The following is a 22,093-nucleotide window of genomic DNA, read 5'->3' as shown; positions in this document are numbered from 1 at the left end:
CATATGGACGCGTTGGTAAGCACCGAATGGCTGGCGAACGAACTGGGCGCGAGCGATCTGAGGATCGTCGACGCGACCTATGCCGAGGGTCGCGATGCGGCCGCGGAGTATGAGGCGGCGCACATTCCCGGCGCGGTGTTCATGAACCTCGCCGAACTGCGCGATACCGATAGCGACCTCCCCAACATGCTGCCCTCGGCGGAGAAATTCGCTAGCCGGATGCAGACGCTTGGGTTGGGCGATGGCAGTCGGATCGTGCTGTACGACAGTTCGCCTTGGCACACGGCCGCGCGGGCGTGGTGGATGCTAACGCTGTTCGGCGCGCACAACGTGGCGATCCTCGATGGCGGGCTGGCCAAGTGGCAGGCCGAGGCGCGCGAAACCGCATCGGGCAAGGAGGCGCCGCGGGATCGCCACTTCACGACTTGGGCGGATCTGAAGGGCGTGCGTGACCTCGACCAGATGAAGGCGAACGTCGCAAGCGGGGCGGAGCAGGTGCTCGACGCCCGGTCTGCGACGCGCTTCACCGGTGCGGAGGAAGACCCGCGGCCGGGGACCGCGCCGGGGCATATTCCGGGCTCGAAGAACCTGCCGCAGGGGGCGGTGTTCAACGCGGACGGCACGTGGAAGACCGGTGACGCGCTGAAGGCAGAGTTCGACAAGGCGGGCATCGACTTGGCGAAGCCGATCGTGATGACCTGCGGCTCGGGCATCACCGCGTCGGTGCTCGCGTTCGGCGCACATCTGCTCGGCAACGACGCGGCGCTGTACGATGGCAGCTGGTCCGAATGGGGTGGCGATCCCGACACACCCAAGGCGACGGGAACGGCATGAGCGACACGAATAAGCCGGTCGGCGACGCGACCAAGGTCGTTCTCGCCGGCCGTCGCAAGGAATGGACGCAGGGCATCGTAAGCCCGCCGGTTTGGCGCGCCTCGACGATCCTCTACGATTCCGTCGGCCACCTCCGCGAAAGCGCCACCAAAGACACGCATCACCGTCTGTTCTACGGGCGAAAAGGCACGCCAACGCAGTGGAGCCTCGCCGATGCACTGACCTCGCTCGAGCCCGGCGCTGAGGGGACGTTCCTTTATTGCTCGGGCGTCGCGGCGATCGCGGCGGCGTTGCTGTCGGTGCTGTCCCCCGGCGACGAACTGCTGCTCGTCGACAGCGCCTACGACCCGACGCGCGGGATGGCAGGCGGGCTGCTCAAGCGGTTCGGGATCACCACGCGCTATTACGACCCGATGATCGGTGCGGGCATCGCCGACCTGATCGGCGAGAACACGCGGGCGATCTTCATGGAAAGTCCCGGCTCGCTGAGCTTCGAGGTGCAGGACGTCCCCGCGATCGTCGCCGCCGCGAAGGCGAGGGCGTGACGACGCTGCTCGACAACACCTGGGCGACCCCGCTGTTCTTCCCCGCGATCGAGCGCGGCGTCGACCTGACGATCCTCGCCGGCACGAAATACGTCGTCGGCCATTCGGACGTCATGCTCGGCTCGGTCACCGCCGGCCCCGGTCACTTCAAGAAACTCCGCGAGACGAGTTTCCAGCTCGGCCAGGTCGCGAGCCCCGACGATTGCTGGCTCGGTAGCCGGGGCTTGCGCACGATGGCGGTCCGCCTCGCGCAACACCAGTCGAGCGCGCTGACGATCGCCAAGTGGCTGCAATCGCGGCCCGAAGTCGCACAGGTGCTCCACCCTGCGCTCCCCGATTGCCCCGGCCACGACCTGTTCGTGCGCGACTTCAAGGGCTCCAGCGGCCTGTTCTCGTTCGTCCTCAACGGCGGCGACGAGGCATCGCGCGCCGCGCTGATCGATGCACTCCAGCTGTTCGGCATCGGCTATAGCTGGGGCGGTTTCGAAAGCCTCGCCATCCCCGCCGACCCGCACCGCCATCGCAGCGTCACCAAGCGCGACGCCGCCGGCCCGATGGTGCGCCTCCAGATTGGCCTGGAGGACCCCGCCGACCTGATCGCCGATCTCGAAGCGGGGTTAGACGCCTTTCGGCGAGTGCGCGGCTAACGGTTCGTCCGCAGTTTTCATCGCCGCGTCATCACCCCGATAGGGCCGCGTCACTACCCTATTCGCAGGCCAACCGACGGGACGAGTGATGACGGAGACTCAAGGCGATCTGTTGGGCAGCCTCATCGTCCTGGCGAGTACGGGGCTGCTGCTCACCGCGGTGCACCGCGCCAGTTCATCGCGGGACGCGCCGGAGGTCCGCTGGCTGGTGATACTGAGCGTCATCCTGTCGGTCGCAGGCGTCGCCATCGTCATTCTGACCTGATCGCGTCGCCCCGCCGTCTCCGGCGCCCTCCCGGCGGTTGAAACTCAGTCTTGTCGCTGCCCCTCGGATAGATTTGGTGTGTCTGTTGCGCAACATGTGTGGCGTCAAACCCGGATTGTACGCAAGATTCGCTTGTGCGTCGCACCATGGACTGTCACACATTCGTCACCGCAGGAAAGACCGCACTCGGAGGCTGATGCCTCGATAGATGCGGCGTCCGCGGTTGCAGGCGGGGACATCGACTTTCCAGTATCGAAAGGGAAACGATGCGCTTCACCACTATTCTTCTCGGCGGCATCGCATTGGCTGCTGCTACGCCAGCGTTCGCTCAGGACGAGGCTACCGCACCACCCAAGGAGGTCACGGTCTCCGGCTCGGTCGGGCTCGTCAGCGATTATCGCTTTCGCGGCGTGTCGCAGTCGGACGAGAACCTCGCCGTCCAGGGCGGCATCACCATCGCGCACAAGAGCGGCCTGTATATCGGCACCTGGGGCTCGAACCTCGCGGGCTGGGGCACGTTCGGCGGCGCCAACATGGAGCTCGATCTGATCGCGGGCTACAAGGTCCCGGTCGGTGGCGGCGGTACGCTCGACGTCGGCGCAACTTGGTACATGTACCCGAGCGGCTTCGACAACACCGACTTCATCGAGCCCTATGCCAAGCTGTCGGGCACCGCCGGCCCCGTCGCCCTCACTGCCGGCGTCGCCTACGCGCCCAAGCAGCAGGCGCTGGGTCCGTGGTACACCAACGGCGCGTCGGCGGCGGCCGGCGTCTACGACCGCGTCAACGCCAAGGACGACAATCTGTATCTCTGGGGCGACGTCAGCAGCGGGATCCCCAACACCGGGCTGACCGTGAAGGGCCATATCGGCTATTCGCGCGGCAACAAGGGCCTCGGGCCGTTCGCGACCAGCGTGTCGCCGACCGGTGAGTATTTCGACTGGCTGCTCGGCGCGGACTATGTGATCCCGACGACCCCGCTGACGCTGGGTGTTGCGTATGTCGACACCGACATCGGCAAGGGCGAGTCGGCGTATCTCCAGCCAAGCTTCAGTCGGGGTCAGGACGGCAACGGCTCGATCGCAAACGGCAAGGTCCTGGTCTCGCTGACCGCGGCGTTCTGATCTAGCGCCGTCCTCGCCCTTCCTGCTTTCCCTCTCCTATCTGGAGCGGGAAAGGCGGCGATGGGTGAGGGGCGTGCCGAGGTTACTCTTGCCGGCGCTACTTCGTTCCCCGTTCCCTATGGCGTCACCCCAGCGAAAGCTGGGGTATTTCTCGAGGCGGGCGACGTTTGTCACACGGTGAGATCCCAGCTTTCGCTGGGATGACGGATTTAGGGGCGGGTGCGGGCACGGATCATGGGATCATGAAATCATGGTCCGCTTCGGACGTTGCCACGGCACCAACCAGACACGAAAAAGGGCGGCCGCGCGAGGAGCCGCCCTTTTTCGTGCTTCCAAAAGACCCCGATCAGTTCGCGGTCGTGCGCGCGTCCTGGCCGTCGCCCTCGGGCGCCGCGACGATGTCGCGGGTGGTCGAGCCCTTGTCGACGACCGTCGTGCCGGGATCGCCTGCGCTAGAGCGGATGCCGGGATCGTCATTGTCGACGCCAGCATCGGCGATCACGCCCGACTCGGCCGGGCTGCGCGCGGCGGCACCACCGAACAGCGCATCGAGCGTCTGGGCGTTGGCGGCGGTATCCTGCGGACGGGCGGCGCCGGGCTGCGGCGGGACCAGCGCGAAGTCGGGCGGAATCACCAGCGGTGCCTGGCGCGCGACGGCGAACTCGTCCGGGCGCGCACGATCGAGGCTTCGGCCTGCGCCACAACCGGACAGGAGGGCTACGCTCGCCAGACCGGCAGCCAGGGGTACGAACTTACGCATGGGAATTCTCCACAGGGGCTTCTCGCGCACGAGGAGCGCCCGAACAAGCAGGACGAGCACGCCGACAGTAATCGCTGCATCGGCGACATTGAAGACCAAAAACGGACGCCATTCGCCGATATGCAGGTCGCAGAAATCGACGACATAGCCGAGCCGGATCCGGTCGAGGATATTGCCGATCGCCCCGCCGAGCACGAAGCCGAGCGCGACCTGATCGGCCGGGTTCTTTTCGCGCGTCATCCACACCGCGACCCCGACCGCGATCGCGCCGGTCAGCAGCACGAGCGCCCAGCGGGTCAGGTGGCCGTCCGCGGGGAGCAGCCCGAGCGAGATGCCGATGTTGGGGACGAAGCGCAGGTCGAAGAACGAGGTGATCGTCTGCGAGTCGCCGAGCGAATCGATCCCGAGCGGCTTGGTGACCGCCCATTTGCTGATCTGGTCGGCGAGGAAGAGGGCGGCGGCGGCGCCGAACCCGGCCTTGGGAAGGTTACGCATGCGCCACCACCTCGTCGCATCGGTTGCAGAGTTCGCCGTCGACGCTCACTTCGGGGAGGTGGCGCCAGCAGCGGCCGCATTTGTGGAAGTCGGTGCGCGTTACGGTGACCTCGTCGCCCGGCGTGACCTTGGCGACGATGAACGCTTCGGCCAGTTCCGCAGCTTCAGTCGGTGCGAGAGGCGACATCGATCGGATCGTGACCTCTGCCTCCAAACTCGAACGTACGGTCTTTTCGCGGCGCATCGGTTCGATCGCTTCGGTAACCGTTTCGCGCAGCCCACGGATCTGCGTCCACTTCTTCCCGATAGCAACGCCATCCTCCACCTCAGGCAGCGACGGCCATTCGAGGTAGTGTACCGAGCTGTCGTTGTTAGGGAAGCGCGACTGCCACACTTCTTCCGCGGTGAAGCAGAGCACCGGTGCGGCGTAGCGGACGAGCGCGTGGAAAAGCACGTCGAGCACGGTGCGGTATGACCGGCGCTTGATGTCGCTCGGCGCGTCGCAATAGAGCAGAATCCTTGCGGATATCGAAGAAGAACGCGGACAGGTCCTCGTTCGCGAAGTCGGTCAGCAGGCGCGTGTAGCGGTTGAACTCGTACGCCTCGGCGGCCTGACGCAGTTCGGTGTCGATCATGCCGAGGCGGTGGAGGACGTAGCGTTCCAGCTCGGGCATGTCGGATACGGCGACGCGCTCCGAGTCGTCGAAGCCTTCGAGCGCGCCGAGCATGTAGCGGAAGGTGTTGCGCAGCTTCCGGTACGCGTCGGAGGCGGTGGCGAGCACTTCCTTGCCGATCTTCACGTCGTCGAAATAGTCGGTCGAGGCGACCCACATGCGGAGAATGTCCGCGCCGGACTCGCCGATGATCTTGAGCGGATCGACGACGTTGCCGAGCGACTTCGACATCTTGCGGCCCTGGCCGTCGAGCGCGAAGCCGTGCGTCAGGACCGCGTCATAGGGTGCGCGACCGCGCGTGCCGCAGCTTTCGAGCAGCGACGACTGGAACCAGCCGCGATGCTGGTCCGAGCCTTCGAGATACAGGTTCGCGCGGGTGCCTTCGCCGTAGCGTGCTTCGACGGTGAAGACGTGCGTGCAGCCGGAATCGAACCAGACGTCGAGGATGTCCTTCACGACCTCATAGTCGGCGAGGTCGTAGTCGGGGCCGAGCAGCGCCTGGTGGCCGTCCGCATACCACGCGTCCGCGCCGTTCTGGCGGAAGGCCTCGACGATGCGCGCGTTGACGTTCGCGTCGTTGAGGTACTGGCCGGTGGCGCGGTCGACGAACAGCGCGATCGGCACGCCCCAGGCGCGCTGGCGCGAGATGACCCAGTCGGGGCGGCCCTGCACCATCGACGTGATCCGGTTTTCCGCGCGCGGGGATCCAGGTGGTAGCGGCGATCGCATCGAGGGCGATCTCGCGGAGGGTTGCGCCGTTGGAGCTTTCTGCTTCTGCTCCCCTCCCGCTTGCGGGAGGGGTTAGGGGAGGGAGGCGTCGAGCGCAGCATTTGCGGCACTGCCCTCCCTAACCCCTCCCGCAGGCGGGAGGGGGACTCTGTGTCGCTCCGGTCCATCGGGATGAACCATTGCGGGGTCGCGCGGAAGATCACCTTCGCCTTCGAGCGCCACGAATGCGGGTAGCTGTGCTTGAAGTCGTCGCTCGCCGCCAGCAGCGCGCCGGCCTCGCGCAGGTCAGAGCAGATCGGGCCGTCGGCGCTCACGAACTTTTTGTTGATGACGCTGCCCTGGCCACCGAGCCATGCCCAGTCGGCGCGGTACATCCCGGCGCCGTCGATCGCGAAGACCGGGTCGATGCCGTATTGCTTGCAGAGTTCGAAATCGTCCTCGCCGTGGTCCGGCGCCATGTGGACGAGCCCGGTGCCGGCGTCGGTCGTGACGAACTCACCGGGGAGGAACGGCCGCGGCTTCGCGAAGAACCCGCCGAGTGCGTGCATCGGGTGCCGTGCGGTTGCGCCTTCGAGTTGCGAACCCTGGATGATCGATTCAACGTCCAACGAAACTGAAAAATCGTTTGTTCTGGCGCGCTCTTGGAGCATCTGAACGAGAGGTTGTGCAACGATAACGCGATCAACGTTCCGCCAAGGATGTGATCGTTGTGCTTCTACCACCCGTGGTTCGAGGTTCTCGTCCACGTTGCCAACTAACGAGCCACTGATTGTGACTTTGCACACGGCGTAATCGATCTCAGGCCCATAGCTCAGCGCCTGGTTCACCGGGATCGTCCACGGCGTAGTCGTCCAGATGACCGCATAGGCGCCAACCAGTCCCGGCGCATTCGGCGCAGAGTCGATCTCGAACGCGACGTCGATCTGCGTGGAGACGATGTCTTCATACTCGACCTCGGCTTCGGCGAGCGCGGTCTTTTCGACCGGTGACCACATCACCGGCTTGGCGCCGCGGTACAGCTGGCCGCTCTCGGCGAACTTGAGCAGCTCGCCGACGATGGCGGCTTCCGCCTCATATTTCATCGTCAGATACGGATCGGCCCAGTCGCCCATCACGCCGAGCCGCTCGAACTCGGCCTTCTGCACGGCCACCCATTTCTCGGCATAGGCGCGGCATTCGGCGCGGAACTGCGCGACGGGGACATCGTCCTTGTTGAGCTTCTTCGCGCGATACGCTTCCTCGACCTTCCACTCGATCGGCAGGCCGTGGCAGTCCCAACCGGGGACGTACGGCGCGTCCTTGCCCATCAGCGACTGCGAGCGGACGATGATGTCCTTCAGGACCTTGTTCATCGCGTGGCCCATGTGGATGTCGCCGTTCGCATACGGCGGGCCGTCGTGCAGGATGAACCGCGCCCGTCCCGCGCGCTGTTCGCGAAGCTTGTCGTAGACGCCGAGCTTGGCCCAGCGCTCAAGGATCGCCGGCTCCTTGGCGGCGAGGCCCGCCTTCATCGGGAAGTCGGTCTTCGGCAGGAAGACGGTATCGCGGTAATCGCGGGCGGGCGCAGGAGTATCGGTCATAAGTGGGCCGGGCTGTAGCCGGTAGCGGCTCACGTTGCCATCCCCTGTCCCTTCTCCCGCCGTCCCTCTCCCTTCTGCCGTCACCCCCCTTCTGCCGTCACCCCAGCGAAAGCTGGGGTCTCATGTGGCAGGGGGCCGTTCCCTTACCGGGATACCCCAGCTTTCGCTGGGGTGACGGGACTTGTGGAGAGGCTATCGCGCTAAGATCGCGCGCGCGCGCAGTCGGCGTCCATCTGGGTGATGAGCGCGTTGAGGTTGGCGAACTTCGCTTCGGCGCGGAGATACTCAATCAGGGCAACTTCGATCCGCTGGCCGTAGAGGTCTTCGCCGAAATCGAAGAAATGCGGTTCGAGCAGTTCCTTGGGTGGATCGAAGCTCGGGCGGATGCCGAGGTTCGCGGCGCCTTTCAGCACGCGCCCGTCCTCCAGCCGCCCGGTCACCGCGTAGATCCCGTAGGCGGGGCGCAGGTAATTGCCCATGTCGAGATTGGCGGTCGGATAGCCGATCGTGCGGCCGACCTTGTCGCCGTGCTGGACGAAACCCTGGATCGCGAACGGCCGCGTCAGCAGGCGGGTGGCGGTGGCCATGTCGCCAGCGCGCAGTGCCTCGCGGATGCGGGTGGACGAGACAGTCTCGCCCTCCAGTTCGATCGCGCCGACGGTTTCCGCGCGAAACCCGTGGGCGGGGCCGCGCGAGGCGAGCGTGCGGACGGTGCCGGCCTTGCCCTTGCCGAAGGTGAAGTCCTCGCCGGTGACGACCCCCGCGACGCGCAGGTTGGCGACGAGCCGCTCGGTGATGAAGCGCTCGGCGGTCAGCGCGGCGAGATCGCCGTCGAAATTAAACACGACCATCGCATCGGCGCCGGCCTTCTTGAAAAGCTGTTGGCGCTGATCGAGCGTGGTCAGGCGGAAGGGCGCGGTGTCGGGGCGGAAATGGCGGACCGGATGCGGATCGAATGTCGCGACGAGCGCCGGACGCCCCTCGGCCCGCGCCCAGGCGACCGCGCGCGACCACGGCCTGGTGACCGAGGTGAAATCCGTCGAAATTCCCCAGCGCGACGATCCCGTTCGCCAGATACGAAGGGATGGAAGCGCCACCGTCGAGCCGTTGCATGCGCGGGTCAGTAACCAGCCGTCGCGAAAGGCGATAGTCCTTCCGTAAGCTTGTTCTCCCGCGAAGGCGGAGTCCAGCCTGGGCTCCCGCCTTCGCGGAAGAACAACTTAGCCCCGGGTGAGCGTCACGAAGCTGTAAGCCGGACGTTCGCCTTCGGCCGAATGGTCTTCGCGGGCGATCTCCACCCAGCCGTCGAACGCGGGCACGGTCGCGTCGCCCTCTGGCTTGGCATGGACTTCGGTCAGTTCGATGCAATCCGCGTGAGCGAGCAGCTGCGCGTAAATCTGCGCGCCACCGATCACGGCGACATCGTCGCCTGCCATTGCCAGCGCCTCTCTAACGGAATGCGCGACCTCCGCGCCTTCCGCGGTCCAGTCGCCGCGGGTGAGAACGATATGGCGGCGGCCGGGCAGGGGCTCGGGAAGCTCTCGAACGTTTTCCGCCCCATCACCATCGGCTTGCCCATCGTCAGCACTTTGAAGCGCTTGAGGTCGGCGGGGAGACGCCACGGGAGGTGCCCGTCGCGGCCGATAACGCCGTTGGTGGCGCGGGCGAGGTAGAAGGTGATCATGGCGGAGGTCATGCCGCAATCGAGGGCAAAGAGCCACTTCGAGCATTGTGCCGGAACCTGACCCCCAGCACCTCCCCGGCGGAGGCCGGGGTCCAGTTGGGAAACGTCGCTAACGGAGAACTGCACTCCGTTACTCCCACCTTTCCAACTGGGCCCCGGCTTTCGCCGGGGTGGTGGAGTCCGGGAAGATGTGCGATTTTAGTTCGGCGCGTGTTCCTTCACATACGCCTCAGGATCCTTCTCGACGACCTTAACCCCGTTCAGATGATTCGCCTCGAATGCCGCAAACCGCACGCCCAGCTCATGCCGCTCTTCCAGCGTCGCATGCTTGCGGAAATCGGTCAGCCCTTGCCGCTCTTCCTCCGCCAAATGATCGCTGTTCGCCTTGTTGCACTCGCCAACCGCCTCGAACCACGCGTCCGACCCAACCGGGTGCTTGTCGACAGCCTCGCCCGTCTCGCGGATGTCGTTGTGATCCTCGATCGCGTCCTCGGTCTCCTCAGCGGCCGAGTCGGCGTCGTTGCCGCCGGTGCCGATCTTCATCAGCCGCGGATAGAAGAAGCGCTCTTCCGCCTCGGCATGCGCGTCGAGCAGGTTCTTGAGGCGCGTCCAGAGCGCCGACAGCGCCTCGGTGTCCTTCGCGTCGATCGAATCGATCTGTGCGAAGAGGTTACGCTGCTGCGCGTGTTCGTCGAGGATGAGTTGAGTAATGTCCATGCGCCTCTGAACCACGCAGCACGCAGCCGGTTCCTATTGCGATTCGCTCTCTGTTCAGACCGCGACGGGCGCCTTGATGTGCGCCTGCGCGACGTAGTCGTGGAGCACGAAATCTTCATATTCGTACGCGTCGATCGAGTCCGGCTTCCGCGAGATTTCGAGGCGCGGCAACGGGCCGGGATCGCGCGTTAGTTGCAGGCGCGCCTGCTCCAGATGGTTCGAATAGAGGTGGCAATCGCCGCCGGTCCAAATGAACTCGCCGACCTCCAGCCCGCATTGCTGCGCGAGGATGTGCGTGAGCAGCGCGTAGCTGGCGATGTTGAACGGCACGCCGAGGAAGATGTCGCCCGAGCGCTGGTAGAGCTGGAGCGACAGCTTGCCGTTCGCAACGTGCGTCTGGAACAGGCAGTGGCAGGGCGCGAGCGCCATCGCGTGCAGATCGCCCGGATTCCATGCGCTGACGATCTGGCGGCGCGAGGCGGGGTTCGTCTTGATCTGCTCGATCAGCTCGGCGATCTGGTCGATGTGACGGCCATCGGCGGCCACCCAGTCGCGCCACTGCTTGCCGTAGACCGGACCGAGATCGCCGTTCTCGTCCGCCCATTCGTCCCAGATCGCGACTTTCCGATCCTGCAACCAGCGCACGTTCGTATCGCCGCGGAGGAACCACAGCAGTTCGACGATGATCGAGCGGAGGTGGAGCTTCTTGGTGGTGAGGACGGGAAAGCCCTGCGCGAGATCGAAGCGCATCTGCGCGCCGAACACGCTGAGCGTGCCGGTGCCGGTGCGGTCCATCGTCTCGACGCCGGTCGAGAGCACGCGGTCCATAAGGTCTAGATATTGACGCATCGTGCGTGCGTAGCGGTGCGGGGGCGGGGGCTCAAGCCGATGTGGACGCGGTTGCGCGTGCAGCCGCCCGCGCGCCGGCGCAGTCGGGTACGTGCTGCCGTTGCCCGTGCCTTCTCCTCGTATCGCGGACCTCGCCGCGGCGCATGCGCTGTTCGCGGGGCTGGGTCATGCCACGGTCGAGACGGTGGCGGTCGCGTATCTTGATCCGAATCGGAGGCTTCTCGGGATGCGGCATGTCATCGGGGGGCGGGATCAGGTGGTTATCTCGATCCGCACGGTTGCAGCGGATGCGCTGGCGTTCAGCGCGTCCGGGGTCGTGATCGCGCATAACCACCCGAGCGGAGATGCGACGCCAAGTGCGCGGGACGTAGCGTTCACGCGGGCGCTGGCTGCGGGGTTGCGGACGCTGGAGATGGTGTTGCTCGATCATCTGGTGATCGCAGGTAAGCAGGTGACGAGTCTGAGGACGATGGGGGTGATTTGACCAATTCTACATCAATCCTCGCCTAGAAGGGGAGGTGGCTGGCGCTTGCCAGACGGAGGGGTGAAACCCTCTCGATAGCGCGATACCCCTCCGTCAGCCCGATGGGCTGCCACGTCCCCTTGCAGGGGAGGACTTGGTGCTCACCCCAACCGGCAAGCCCGGATCGCCTCCGGCTTCGGCCGCGGCCCAGTCGCGCGGAACGTCGCCAGATACCCGCCCGCCGACGGCATCTCGTCCATGTCCACCTGCGTATAGCCCACCGCCGCGAACTCGCACTTCAACAGCGCCGGCGGAGTCCCATGGTTCTGGGTCGGCCGGTTCGCATCGACCACCACCACCAACCCCTCAGGCTTCAGCGACGGCCGCAACCGCCACAGGAACTCGTACGGCTGCTCGATCTCATGATACATGTGCACCATCAGCACGCGGTCGAAGCTCGCTTCGGGCAGCTTGGGATCGTTCGCCTCGCCGAGCTTCACGCTGACGTTCGCCAGATCCTCGCGCGCGACGCGTTCGGCCAGCGTATCGCGCACGCTCGCGACGATGTCCTCGGCCAGCACACGCCCGTCCTTGCCAACCCGCGCCGCCATGCGGATCGTGTAGTACCCTTCGCCCGCACCGATGTCCGCGACCGTCATGCCCTTGCGGATCTCGGCCTTGTTCATCACCTCGCCGGCCTCGTTCAGCCGATCGCGCGCCTCTTCGTTCGACCAGCGCGACGACACGATCGACGCGACCGGACGGTCGGCCGCGGGGAACACCGGCTCCTTCGGCTCGCGCTTGATCAGCGGCTTGCTCCCGTCGCACGCTGCGAGCAGGACCACCGGCGACAGCATCAGGGCAAGGGCACCCTTCAGCTTCAATCGACGTCCTCCACTTCGACGGCCTCGCCGGTCACGCGCTGCGACAGCGCCGCCGCCATGAACATCTCGAGGTCGCCATCGAGCACGTCCGACGGGCTGGTCGACACCACGCCGGTGCGCAGGTCCTTCACCATCTGGTACGGCTGGAGCACGTAGCTGCGGATCTGGTGACCCCAGCCGATATCGGTCTTGCCGGCATTCTCGGCATTCGCGGCGGTCTCGCGGATCGCCAGTTCGCGCTCGTACAGACGCGCGCGGAGCTGGTTGTAGGCCTCGGCCTTGTTCTTGTGCTGCGAGCGCTGGTTCTGGCACTGCACGACGATGCCGGTCGGAATGTGCGTGATGCGCACGGCCGAGTCGGTCGTGTTGATGTGCTGGCCGCCGGCGCCCGACGCGCGGTACGTGTCGATGCGCAGGTCGCTCTCGTTATATTCGACCTCGATATTGTCGTCGACGACCGGGTACACCCAGACGCTGGCGAACGACGTGTGCCGCCGCGCCGCCGAGTCGTACGGGCTGATCCGCACGAGCCGGTGCACGCCGCTCTCGGTCTTCGCGTAACCATACGCGTTCTCGCCCTTGAGCAGCAGCGTGGCGGACTTGATCCCCGCCTGCTCGCCCGAATGCTGGTCGATCAGCTCGACCTTCAGACCGTGGCGCTCGCCCCAGCGCGAGTACATCCGGCTGAGCATGCCTGCCCAGTCCTGGCTCTCGGTCCCACCGGCGCCGGCGTTCACCTCGATATAGGTGTCGTTGGCGTCGGCCTCGCCCGCGAGCAGAGCCTTGATCTTGTCCCGGTCGGCACGCGCGGCGAGTTCGGCGAGCGCGGCGACGGCGTCCGCCTCCATCGCCGTGTCGCCCTCGGCTTCGGCCATCTCGATCAGCTCCGCTGTGTCGCTGAGCTCGCTCTGGATCGCGCGCGTGGCGCTGATCGCCTCGTCGAGACGGCGACGCTCGCGCATCACTTCCTGCGCGGCCTTGGGATCGGACCAGAGCGCCTGATCCTCGACGCGCGCGTTCAGCTCGTCGAGACGACGCAGCGCGCGGTCCCAGTCGAGGAAGCGGCGCAGCAGCGCCAGCGCGTCGTTGATGGTGTCTACGTGAGCCTGCGCTTCGGCGCGCATGGGTATTCTCCGGTCTTCGTCATGCCAGCGAACGCTGGCATCTCCTGCGGCGAGGAGTGTCCTCCCTTACCACGAGATCCCAGCTTTCGCTGGGATGACGGATTGATGTGCGATGACGTCTATATAAGCGCGCTAGTAGATTCCGCCTTGTCTTTGCAAGAAATCGCTGTCGCGTGGCGCTTCGGCCTTCTTCACCGCGGTGGTCGTGGCAGCAGCAGTCGGCGCGACATCCGAGCGTCGCGCGGCACGCCGCGGTTCGCTTTCGGGCTTGAACGCTTCCCAGATCACTGCGGGTTTCGGATCGCTGGTATCGGGCCATGTGCCATAGACCGGACGGCCGCTCGCGCGATCGATCCGGACCATGCGGATCCCGGCGGGTGCACGGAATGGCAGCTTGGGCAGGTCCTCATACGCCTTGGCTGCGAACTGCTTGAAGATCGGCGCGGCGAGCGTACCGCCCTGCGCCGCACCGCCGAGATTCCGCGGCGTATCGAAGCCGATATACAGTCCGCCGACGAACTGCGGCGTACCCCCGACGAACCACACGTCGGTCGGGCCGTTGTTGGTGCCGGTCTTGCCGAACATCGGCCGATCGAGATCGCGCAGCGTCACCGCGGTGCCGCGCTGGACCACACCCTCGGTGATGTGGACCATCTGATACGCGGTCATCGCGTCGAGCACCTGGCGCTGGCGCGTGATCGGGCGCGGCATCGACTTGCCATCCCAGTCCGGCGCATTGCAGCGATCGCAGGGCCGCCAGTTCTCCGGCCAGATCACCTTGCCGTGACGATCCTGGACGAAGTCGATCAGCGACGGCGGGCCGCCCTTGCCGTTGTTGGCGAGGATCGAATACGCGTTGACCATCCGCCCGACGGTCGTCTCGCCGGCCCCGAGCGCGTAGGAGAGGTAGGGCGCATAGTCGCCGACGCCCATCTTCTTGATCGTCGCGACGACCTTCGGCATGCCGGTCTGCGCGGCGGCGCGTACCGTCATCAGGTTGCGCGACTGCTCGATTCCCCAGCGCATCGTGTGCGGGCCGGACCCACGCGAATTCCCGAAGTTGCGGAAGCATTTTTGCCCCAGCCGCGCACCCTGATAGACGCAGAACGGCCCGTCGACGATGATCGAGGCGGGCGTCATGCCGTTGTCGAGCGCGGCGGAATAGACGATCGGCTTGATCGTCGATCCCGGCTGGCGCATCGCTTGGGTTGCGCGGTTGAACGCCTGCAACCGGTCGTCGAAGCCGCCCTGCATCGCCAGAACGCGGCCCGACGCAGGCTCCTCGACGACGAACGCGCCCGAGACCTTGGGGATCGCCCGCAGCGAGAATTCGCCGCCGTCCGGCGCCACCGCGATGATATCGCCGACCTCGATCGCGCCGAACGCGTTGCCGCCCTTGCCGCGCACCGGCATCTGCGCCGCATAGCGCGGCAGCGTGCCGGTCTTGCCGGTGCGGAAGCCGAGGCTCCATGCGTTGCCGTCCTTGCCCGTCACGATCGCCGCAACCCAATCGCGGTAATCGAGCGCGATATTGCTGTTGAGCAACGGCTGCAGCCAGTTGTCGTCCTCGATCTCGACATGACGGATCGGCCCGTTCCAGCCGCGCCCGCTGTCGAACCGGACCAAGCCATCGCGCAGGGCTTGCTGCGCCAGATCCTGCAACTTCGCGTCGAACGACGTCCGCACCCATAGCCCGCCCGAATAGACGCTGTACGGACCATCCTTCGCGTTCTCGCCGAACTTGGCCATCAGCTGGCGGCGGACTTCCTCGACGAAATACCCGCCGACGCTCTCGAACTTCGGCGTCCGCCGCATCACCGCGCCCAGCGGCTCGGCATTCGCCTGGTCATGCTGCGCGCGCGTGATGAAGCCGTTGTCGAGCATCCGGTTCAGCACATAGTTGCGCCGAATCATCGCGCGCTCGGTGTTGCGCACCGGATCGTAGTTCGACGGACCCTTGGGCAGGATCGCGAGGTACGCCATCTGCGCGAGATCGAGCTGGTCGAGCTCCTTGTCGAAATACGCATGGCTCGCCGCCTCGACCCCGAACGCATTACGCCCGAGCGCGATCTGGTTGAGGTACAGCTCGAGGATCTGCTCCTTGGTCAGCGTATCCTCGATCTTGTACGCCAGCACCGCCTCGCGCAGCTTCCGCGATGGCGAATAGGCATTGCCGATCAACAGGTTCTTCGCGACTTGCTGCGTGATCGTCGAGCCGCCCTTGGCGCGCTTGCCGGTGCCGAGCTTGGTCGCATAATCGTACACCGCGCCGGCGAGGCCGGGATAATCGACGCCGTGATGCTCGAAGAACGACTTGTCCTCGGCGGCGAGGAACGCCTTCACGAGCAGCGGCGGATATTCGGCATAGCTCAGTTCGACGCGGCGTTCGCGCGCGTAAGAATGGATCGGCGCGCCATCGATCCCGCGGACGTTGGTCGGCAGCGGCGGCTCGTAGGTGCGCAATGTGTCCACGGAAGGCAGGTCACGCATGACCGCGAACCAGAACGCGAAGATCGCGACGAGGCCGAGCACCGCAAGCGCCAGCGCCGCCTTGGTCCACCGACTTGCCCACGCACGCGCGACCCTGCCGCGCAGCCGGTCGGAAGTGCGGCCTGTCGCCGTCGTCGAGGTGGGGGAGGGATCGGACGCCATGATTACTGGCGGAGCGTCTAGCAGGTTCGCGGGCGCTTGCCAGCCTTCGGTGGTGGGGGGCGGGCTGTCGCAAGGCGTTCGGCAGAGGTTTTCTGCTCCAAGCTCGTTCGGTGCCCAGTTCGCCCGCCTAATCCGCACCACCCCGGCGGAGGCCGGGGCCCAATTGGAGAGGTGGCAGTAACGGAGCGCAACGGCCTTCACCGCCGTTTCCCAATTGGACCCCGGCCTTCGCCGGGGCGGTGCTGTTGGCGGGTAGGTAAGCCATCAACGTCCGTGAGCTTGAACGATCCTCCCCCGCCAGGGGGAGGTGGCACCGAAGGTGACGGAGGGGGAGGACACGGAGCTGAGGTCGTCGCTTACCGCCCCCTCCGTCAGGCAAGTGCCTGACACCTCCCCCTGGCGGGGGAGGATCGAAAGCGCGCGATCATCGGTTTGAACCTGCACCTTCCCAACGGACTGCCCAAGCAAAACCTGTCGCCAACCCCGCTACTGTGGCAGCAGGCGCGCATGACCCCGCCGCCGCTCCCGATCCTAGCCGTACTCCCCGACCTCCTCGCCACCCTCCGCGACCGCACCTCCGCGGTCCTCGTCGCTCCCCCAGGCGCGGGCAAGACCACCGCGGTAGCGCCGGCCCTCCTCACCGAACCCTGGTGCATCGGCGAGATTCTCCTCCTATCCCCCCGCCGCCTAGCCGCCCGCGCTGCCGCCGAACGCATGGCCTCCACCGCGGGCGAACCAGTTGGCCAGACCTTCGGCTACGCCACCCGCATGGACAGCAAGCGCTCCGCCGCGACCCGCGTCACGGTCATCACGGAAGGCATCTTCGTCGCGCGCATCCAGGCCGATCCCGAACTCGCCGGCGTCGCCGCAGTCCTGTTCGATGAAGTCCACGAACGCAGCCTCGACGGCGATTTCGGCCTCGCGCTAGCGCTCGACGCTCAGGCCGGTTTCCGCCCCGACCTCCGCATCGTCGCGATGTCTGCGACGCTCGACGGCGCGCGGTTCGCGGCATTGATGGACGGCGCCCCCGTCATCGAGAGCGAAGGCCGAAGCTACCCACTCACCCTCCGCCACATCGGTCGCCAAGCCGAACTCCGGATCGAGGACTCGGTCGCGGCCGCGATCCGCCGCGCACTCGGCGAAGCGGAGGGGCGTGCTCGCCTTCCTTCCCGGGGTCGCGGAGATCGAGCTCACCGCCGACCGCCTCGCCAACCTCCCCGATGACATCGTCCTCCACGAACTCCACGGCAGCCTCGACCCCGCAGCGCAACGCGCCGCGATCCTTCCCGAACCGGACGGCCGGCGGAAGGTCGTGCTCGCCACCAGCATCGCCGAGACCAGCCTGACGCTCGACGGCATCCGCATCGTCGTCGACTCGGGGCTGGCGAGGCGTCCCCGCTACGACCGCGCCGCTGGCATGACACGGCTCGTAACCGAACGCGCGAGCCAAGCGGCAGTCACGCAACGCGCCGGCCGTGCCGCGCGCCTCGGACCGGGCATAGCGTATCGCCTGTGGGAGGAAGCGGCCACCGCCGGACTCCCACGCTACGATCCGCCCGAGATCCTGGAAGCGGACCTGTCCGCGCTGGTGCTCGCCTGCGCGCTCTGGGGCGTCGGCGATCCGCGAGACCTCCGCTGGATCGACCCGCCCCCCGCCGCCGCGATCGACGAGGCGATGGCGCGGCTGACGACGCTGGAGGCGATCGAAGACGGCCGCCCGACCTCGCATGGCCGCGCGATCGCGAAGCTGCCGATGCCGCCAAGACTCGCGCACATGCTGCTGAGGGCGGGGGACGCAGCTTGGCGAACGTAGCGGCGCAAATCGCGGTTCTGCTCGGCGAGCGCGGGATCGGTGGACAGGACGTTGATCTCGAAGCCCGCCTCCGCCGCTGGAAAACCGAACACGGATCGAAGGCGCAGGCGGCGCGAGCAATGGCGGATAGGTGGGCACGCCTTGCTCTCCTCCCGCTTGCGGGAGGGGTCGGGGAGGGCGCGACATACCCCAAGAGCGCGGCACTGCTGGGTCAGCCCCTCCCCGACTCTTCCCGCAAGCGGGAGGGGAGCAGACGTGTGCGTCGCGCTCGGTTTCCCGGATCGCGTGGCCCGCCGCCGCGACGCGTCCGGAGAAACCTGGGCCTCCGTCGGCGGACGCGGGTTCAAGCTCGACCCGACTTCGCCGCTCGCCCGCTCCGAATGGCTTGCCGTCGCCGATACCCAAGGCTCGGCCGCCGGTGCGCGCATTATCTCCGCCGTGGCGATCGACCAAGCCACCGTCGAAACGCTTTTCGCCGACCGCATCGACTCCCGCCGCACCGTCACGTTCGACCCCACGACCGGCGGCATCCAAGCCCTCAGGGAACGTCGTCTCGGCGCGATCCGCCTGTCGAGCGGTCCCGACAGCGGCGCCGATCCCGACACGATCCTCGCCGCGCTCATCGACGGCGTCCGCGAGCACGGCCTCGCGCTGCTTGCCTGGAGCGACGGCGCCCAAGCCCTGCGCGACCGTGCCGCCTATGCGGGCGTACCGCTCGACGACGCGACGCTGCTCGACCGCGCCGACGAATGGCTCGCCCCGCTCCTGACCGGCAAGCGCCGACTCGACGCGATCGCCCCCGGCACGCTCGCCGAAGCCTTGCGCAACCTGCTCGGCTGGGACGCGATGCAGACGATCAACCGCCTTGCCCCGCCCGATTTCACCAGCCCCGCCGGCAGCACGCACGCGATCGACTACGCTGCGGAAGGCGGCCCACGCGTCGAACTCCGCGTGCAAGCCCTGTTCGGCCTTGCGGTGCATCCGGTGATCGGCGAGCGCCGCGTACCGCTGGTGCTGAGCCTCACATCCCCCGCCGGCCGCCCGATCCAGACGACGCGCGACCTGCCCGGATTCTGGGCCGGCAGCTGGACCGCGGTGGCGAAGGAAATGCGCGGCCGCTACCCCAAGCATCCCTGGCCCGACGACCCCGCCGCGGCGTCCGCGACGCTGCGCACGAAAAAGGCGGATGCAAGGGCCGCCGGTTCGCGATAAGGGGGCTCATGCCAACCGCCCGTATCTTCCAGCGCCCCAAGAACGCCATGCAATCCGGCAAGCACCGGACCGACGCCTGGCAGCTCGAATTCGAACCCTCGGAGCCCAAGCGCCCCGACCCGCTCACCGGCTGGGCCGGCAGCGGCGACACCCGCGACCAGCTGCGCCTGCTGTTCCCGACGGCGGAAGCGGCGATCGCGCACTGCGAGCGCGAGGGGTTCGGCTACACGGTCGTGCCGGCGCCGCAGAAGACGCTGAAGCTGCAGAGCTACGCGGATAACTTCAAGTAAGCTGAGGGAGCGGCGCTAAGCCCTCCCGCACCTCCTTGTTCTCCCGCGAAGGCGGGAGCTTAGTCTGGGTCCCTGCCTTCGCGGGGAAACAGGTCTTGATTAGAGTATCGACCCAGCCAGGATCAGCAGCATCTTGGTATCGATCGCCACCCCAGCCTTGCGCTTCTCCGCCACGAACGCCGGCACATCTGCCAGCGGCACCCGGTGCACGGTGATGTTCTCGTCGCCATCCCCGCCGCCGTCGCTTACCTTCGTCAGCCCGGTCGCGCGGACCAGCGTGAAGCATTCCGACGTCATCCCGGGCGACGAATAGAACACCCCCAGGTCCTCGATTGCCTTCGCCCGGTAGCCGGTCTCTTCCTCCAACTCGCGGCCGGCCGCTACTGCGACGCTCTCGCCCGCGGTCTCGTCACCGACCAAGCCTGCCGGTAGCTCCAGGCACGCCCGCCCGAGCGGTACGCGGAACTGCTCGACTAGGATTACGTCGCCGTCGTCGATCGCGACGATTACCGCCGCTGCGATCTCGCCCTGGCGCGCGGCGAATTCCCACGTGCCTTCGGTCTGCACGGTCAGGAATTTGCCCGCCCACATGGTCTTGCTCATAGTTCGATCAGCCTATCTGGAAGCTCGTTCACCGGCGCACCGGTGCGCGGGAAATGCTCGGCGAGCACTGCGCCGATCTGCGCGACCGCATCTGCCATGCCGTCGGCGGGACGATCGTCGCGCACGCCGGCGAGCACCGCCGCCATCGCTGCGCCCCAGGTCTCGTTCGGCACGCGCGAGTGGATCGCATCGTCGGCGATGATCTCGGCACGGTGCTCGGCCAGCGACAGATACAGCAGCACGCCGGTCGAACCCTTGGTGCGCTTCTCGGCCCCCGCGCGAAATAGGAGTAAAGCCCGCCGCCGCACGCGCCGCGCCTTGGTCGCACCAGGCGTCAGCGCCACCCGCGCCGGCGTCCAAGCCAGCACCAGCCGCACCGCCAGGAACACCAGCGTCACCAGCACCAGCGCAATCACGTACAGCGCACCCTGTGGAGCCACCTGCCAGGGATCGACCAGCGCGTAGATATGATCCGCCGCGACCGGATGGTACGCTAACAGCGCTAGCGTCAGCAGCATCGCCAGCACCGCCCAGTGCATCGATACGTCGTGATATGCATCGGACTGCCGCGCGACGATCGTGACGATCTCGCCGGTCGTCGCGGTCTCCGCCTCGGTTACCGCCGCAGTGACGCGGTCGTGATCGGTGTCGCTCAACCGCATCTCACCAACTCCCCGAAGCGCCGCCGCCGCCGCCGGATCCACCGCCGCCGCCGCCGAAACCACCGCCGCCCCAGCCGCCGCCGCTATCGCCGCCGCCGCCACCGAAGCCACCACCACCACCGCCGCCGCCACGGGTCATCGCATCGGCGATGCTCCACAGCACGATCGGCAAGGCGCCGCTGCCACCGCCGCGGCTGCCGCCATCGACGTAATGCTTGCCGCCTGCACGCCGCGAGATCATCGGAATGACGATCGCCGCGAGCACGATCCCAAAGAAGATCAGCCCGATCGGCACGCCGCCGCCGCCTGAATTCGACCGGCGATGCGTTTTGTCATACTCCGCCGCCGCCGCCGTCACCTTCGCGCGCGCCTCCGCATCGGGGAGTGCAAGCTGGTCCGCCACCGCGTTCGTCCCCGCGACGATGCCGCCGGGAATGTCGCCCGCCTTGAAGCGCGGCAGGATCTGCTGGTTGATCACGACGCTGGAGAACGCATCGGTCAGCACCGGCTCGAGGCCATAGCCGACCTCGATCCGCACCTTCCGGTCGTTCGGCGCGACCAGCAGGATCGCGCCGTTATTCGCATCCTTCAGCCCGACGCCCCAGCTCCGGATCAGCGCATTGCCGTAATCCTCGATCGGATAGTCTTCGAGGTCGGGCACGGTCGCGACGACCAGTTGGTTGCCGGTCGTCTTTTGCAGGTCGTCGAGCCGCTTGGTCAGCGCCGCTTCCTGGTCGGGCGGGATCACGTTCGCCGCATCGACGACGAAGCCGGTGAACTTGGGCAAGGTCTGCGCGGTCGCGGCGCTGCTTCCCAGCAGCACCGCGAACGCCAGCATCAGGAGATGGCGGAGCATCGGGCCCCGATCAGCTCGCGTTGCCGAAGTTCACCGTCGGCGCGGTTTCGGCGCCCGGCGTGGTCGCTGCGAACGGCACCATCGGCTTGGCACCGTAGAAGATCTTCGCGCCGACCGCGTCGGGGAAGGTACGGATCTTGGTGTTATACGCCTGCACTGCGCCGTTATAGTCGCGCCGCGCGATCGTGATGCGGTTCTCGGTGCCTTCGAGCTGGCTCATCAGCGTGGTGTAATTGGCCTGGCTCTTCAGCTCGGGATACGCCTCCTGCAAACGCTGAAGCGATACGCCGACTGCACCCTGGACGCGCTGATACTGCTCCATCTTCGCGGGGTCGGACAGATCAGCGGCCGAAACCTGGACCGAGTTCGCGGCGGAGCGCGCCTGCGTCACCTGGACCAGGATATCCTTCTCCTGCGCGCCGGCCGCCTTCACGGTCGCGACGAGATTGGGGATCAGGTCGGCGCGACGCTGATAGTTGTTCTGGACGTCCGCCCAGCGCGCCTTCGCGGTTTCCTCGGCGGTCGGCACGCTGTTGATCCCGCACCCGGCGAGGGCCGATGCGAGGAGGATTGCGGCGGTACCGCGGGCGATTGGGGCACGTGACATCGGGGCTCTCCTGAATACCTGTGT

At 66.8% G+C, this 22,093-nt stretch carries 15 protein-coding genes and 6 pseudogenes; 7 read left to right on the top strand and 14 right to left on the bottom strand.

What is annotated here, in order from left to right:
• The first annotated feature begins 3 nt into the window (after positions 1 to 3).
• The 4 genes and pseudogenes from sseA (at position 4) to QP181_RS11045 (ending at position 3,415) form a co-directional block, all read left to right on the top strand.
• Positions 4 to 834 (top strand): 3-mercaptopyruvate sulfurtransferase, encoded by an 831-nt coding sequence (gene sseA, locus QP181_RS11060; protein WP_333928537.1) that lies wholly within the window; start codon positions 4 to 6, stop codon positions 832 to 834.
• Positions 831 to 2,026 (top strand): annotated as a pseudogene (metC, locus tag QP181_RS11055) (cystathionine beta-lyase). Before sseA ends, metC begins: the two are co-directional and overlap by 4 nt.
• Positions 2,027 to 2,114: 88 nt before the next feature.
• Positions 2,115 to 2,291: a hypothetical protein gene (locus QP181_RS11050; protein WP_332754696.1), complete on the top strand. Its 177-nt coding sequence runs from the start codon at positions 2,115 to 2,117 to the stop codon at positions 2,289 to 2,291.
• A 266-nt stretch (positions 2,292 to 2,557) separates the two neighbouring features.
• Positions 2,558 to 3,415 carry a TorF family putative porin gene (locus tag QP181_RS11045; RefSeq protein ID WP_333923199.1) on the top strand — a complete coding sequence of 286 codons (858 nt, stop codon included), beginning with the start codon at positions 2,558 to 2,560 and terminating at the stop codon, positions 3,413 to 3,415.
• A 346-nt stretch (positions 3,416 to 3,761) separates the two neighbouring features.
• Here the strand turns inward: QP181_RS11045 and QP181_RS11040 are convergent, their stop codons facing one another.
• From QP181_RS11040 to QP181_RS11010, 7 genes and pseudogenes are all read right to left on the bottom strand, one after another.
• A complete protein-coding gene (locus QP181_RS11040) occupies positions 3,762 to 4,175 on the bottom strand; it encodes a DUF3035 domain-containing protein (protein ID WP_333924239.1) in 414 nt (137 codons plus the stop codon).
• Positions 4,176 to 4,193: 18 nt separating this feature from the next.
• Positions 4,194 to 4,670, bottom strand: a pseudogene (gene lspA / locus QP181_RS11035) (signal peptidase II); the annotation flags it as partial.
• A pseudogene (gene ileS / locus QP181_RS11030) lies at positions 4,663 to 7,653 on the bottom strand (isoleucine--tRNA ligase). The pseudogenes ileS and lspA, both read right to left, overlap by 8 nt.
• A gap of 200 nt (positions 7,654 to 7,853) precedes the next feature.
• Positions 7,854 to 8,766 (bottom strand): annotated as a pseudogene (locus QP181_RS11025) (bifunctional riboflavin kinase/FAD synthetase).
• A gap of 107 nt (positions 8,767 to 8,873) precedes the next feature.
• Positions 8,874 to 9,337 (bottom strand): annotated as a pseudogene (locus tag QP181_RS11020) (dihydrofolate reductase).
• Positions 9,338 to 9,535: 198 nt separating this feature from the next.
• Positions 9,536 to 10,054, bottom strand: a complete 519-nt coding sequence (locus QP181_RS11015; RefSeq protein WP_132895410.1) for a hemerythrin domain-containing protein — start codon at positions 10,052 to 10,054, stop codon at positions 9,536 to 9,538.
• A gap of 54 nt (positions 10,055 to 10,108) precedes the next feature.
• Positions 10,109 to 10,903: a thymidylate synthase gene (locus tag QP181_RS11010; protein WP_333928536.1), complete on the bottom strand. Its 795-nt coding sequence runs from the start codon at positions 10,901 to 10,903 to the stop codon at positions 10,109 to 10,111.
• 91 nt (positions 10,904 to 10,994) lie between these two features.
• On the opposite strand from QP181_RS11010, the gene QP181_RS11005 reads away from it, so the two are divergent.
• Positions 10,995 to 11,387, top strand: coding sequence for a JAB domain-containing protein (locus QP181_RS11005; protein WP_333928535.1), 393 nt, complete (start codon positions 10,995 to 10,997; stop codon positions 11,385 to 11,387).
• A 140-nt stretch (positions 11,388 to 11,527) separates the two neighbouring features.
• On the opposite strand, the gene QP181_RS11000 is transcribed toward QP181_RS11005, so the two are convergent.
• The 3 genes from QP181_RS11000 to QP181_RS10990 form a co-directional block, all read right to left on the bottom strand.
• Positions 11,528 to 12,223: a class I SAM-dependent methyltransferase gene (locus tag QP181_RS11000; protein ID WP_333929617.1), complete on the bottom strand. Its 696-nt coding sequence runs from the start codon at positions 12,221 to 12,223 to the stop codon at positions 11,528 to 11,530.
• A 23-nt stretch (positions 12,224 to 12,246) separates the two neighbouring features.
• Complete coding sequence (prfB, locus tag QP181_RS10995) at positions 12,247 to 13,374, bottom strand: peptide chain release factor 2 (protein ID WP_333928534.1); 1,128 nt, start codon at positions 13,372 to 13,374, stop codon at positions 12,247 to 12,249.
• A 132-nt stretch (positions 13,375 to 13,506) separates the two neighbouring features.
• Positions 13,507 to 16,026: a penicillin-binding protein 1A gene (locus tag QP181_RS10990; protein WP_333928533.1), complete on the bottom strand. Its 2,520-nt coding sequence runs from the start codon at positions 16,024 to 16,026 to the stop codon at positions 13,507 to 13,509.
• Positions 16,027 to 16,533: 507 nt separating this feature from the next.
• On the opposite strand from QP181_RS10990, the pseudogene hrpB reads away from it, so the two are divergent.
• Together hrpB and QP181_RS10980 are read left to right on the top strand one after the other, a co-directional pair.
• Positions 16,534 to 19,051, top strand: a pseudogene (gene hrpB / locus QP181_RS10985) (ATP-dependent helicase HrpB).
• A gap of 8 nt (positions 19,052 to 19,059) precedes the next feature.
• Entirely contained in the window at positions 19,060 to 19,341 is a 282-nt protein-coding gene (locus tag QP181_RS10980; protein ID WP_056051595.1) for an ETC complex I subunit, read from the top strand.
• 99 nt (positions 19,342 to 19,440) lie between these two features.
• Here QP181_RS10980 and QP181_RS10975 read toward each other — a convergent pair whose 3' ends face one another.
• Genes QP181_RS10975 through QP181_RS10960 form a run of 4 tightly spaced genes read right to left on the bottom strand, consistent with a single transcriptional unit; the run spans position 19,441 to position 22,069 of the window.
• Positions 19,441 to 19,944, bottom strand: coding sequence for an NUDIX hydrolase (locus QP181_RS10975; RefSeq protein WP_132895405.1), 504 nt, complete (start codon positions 19,942 to 19,944; stop codon positions 19,441 to 19,443).
• Positions 19,941 to 20,606: a TPM domain-containing protein gene (locus QP181_RS10970; protein ID WP_277984469.1), complete on the bottom strand. Its 666-nt coding sequence runs from the start codon at positions 20,604 to 20,606 to the stop codon at positions 19,941 to 19,943. Before QP181_RS10970 ends, QP181_RS10975 begins: the two co-directional genes overlap by 4 nt.
• A gap of 1 nt (position 20,607) precedes the next feature.
• Complete coding sequence (locus QP181_RS10965) at positions 20,608 to 21,462, bottom strand: TPM domain-containing protein (protein WP_333928531.1); 855 nt, start codon at positions 21,460 to 21,462, stop codon at positions 20,608 to 20,610.
• Between the two features lie 10 nt (positions 21,463 to 21,472).
• A complete protein-coding gene (locus tag QP181_RS10960) occupies positions 21,473 to 22,069 on the bottom strand; it encodes a LemA family protein (protein WP_132735877.1) in 597 nt (198 codons plus the stop codon).
• Positions 22,070 to 22,093: the final 24 nt, after the last annotated feature.

Source organism: Sphingomonas sp. LR55 (assembly GCF_036856015.1).
In the GTDB taxonomy this organism is placed as follows: domain Bacteria; phylum Pseudomonadota; class Alphaproteobacteria; order Sphingomonadales; family Sphingomonadaceae; genus Sphingomonas.
The sequence above is the reverse complement of the archived record's forward strand: the minus strand, read 5'-3'. Positions and strand labels throughout refer to the sequence as shown.

What these genes read in the sequence shown, in the direction of transcription:
- sseA (WP_333928537.1), top strand. Translation starts at nt 4, where the DNA reads ATGGACGCGTTGGTAAGCACCGAATGGCTGGCGAACGAACTGGGCGCG.
- QP181_RS11050 (WP_332754696.1), top strand. Translation starts at nt 2,115, where the DNA reads ATGACGGAGACTCAAGGCGATCTGTTGGGCAGCCTCATCGTCCTGGCG.
- QP181_RS11045 (WP_333923199.1), top strand. Translation starts at nt 2,558, where the DNA reads ATGCGCTTCACCACTATTCTTCTCGGCGGCATCGCATTGGCTGCTGCT.
- QP181_RS11040 (WP_333924239.1), bottom strand. Translation starts at nt 4,175, where the DNA reads ATGCGTAAGTTCGTACCCCTGGCTGCCGGTCTGGCGAGCGTAGCCCTC.
- QP181_RS11015 (WP_132895410.1), bottom strand. Translation starts at nt 10,054, where the DNA reads ATGGACATTACTCAACTCATCCTCGACGAACACGCGCAGCAGCGTAAC.
- QP181_RS11010 (WP_333928536.1), bottom strand. Translation starts at nt 10,903, where the DNA reads ATGCGTCAATATCTAGACCTTATGGACCGCGTGCTCTCGACCGGCGTC.
- QP181_RS11000 (WP_333929617.1), bottom strand. Translation starts at nt 12,223, where the DNA reads ATGCTGTCGCCGGTGGTCCTGCTCGCAGCGTGCGACGGGAGCAAGCCG.
- prfB (WP_333928534.1), bottom strand. Translation starts at nt 13,374, where the DNA reads ATGCGCGCCGAAGCGCAGGCTCACGTAGACACCATCAACGACGCGCTG.
- QP181_RS10990 (WP_333928533.1), bottom strand. Translation starts at nt 16,026, where the DNA reads ATGGCGTCCGATCCCTCCCCCACCTCGACGACGGCGACAGGCCGCACT.
- QP181_RS10980 (WP_056051595.1), top strand. Translation starts at nt 19,060, where the DNA reads ATGCCAACCGCCCGTATCTTCCAGCGCCCCAAGAACGCCATGCAATCC.
- QP181_RS10975 (WP_132895405.1), bottom strand. Translation starts at nt 19,944, where the DNA reads ATGAGCAAGACCATGTGGGCGGGCAAATTCCTGACCGTGCAGACCGAA.
- QP181_RS10970 (WP_277984469.1), bottom strand. Translation starts at nt 20,606, where the DNA reads ATGCGGTTGAGCGACACCGATCACGACCGCGTCACTGCGGCGGTAACC.
- QP181_RS10965 (WP_333928531.1), bottom strand. Translation starts at nt 21,462, where the DNA reads ATGCTCCGCCATCTCCTGATGCTGGCGTTCGCGGTGCTGCTGGGAAGC.
- QP181_RS10960 (WP_132735877.1), bottom strand. Translation starts at nt 22,069, where the DNA reads ATGTCACGTGCCCCAATCGCCCGCGGTACCGCCGCAATCCTCCTCGCA.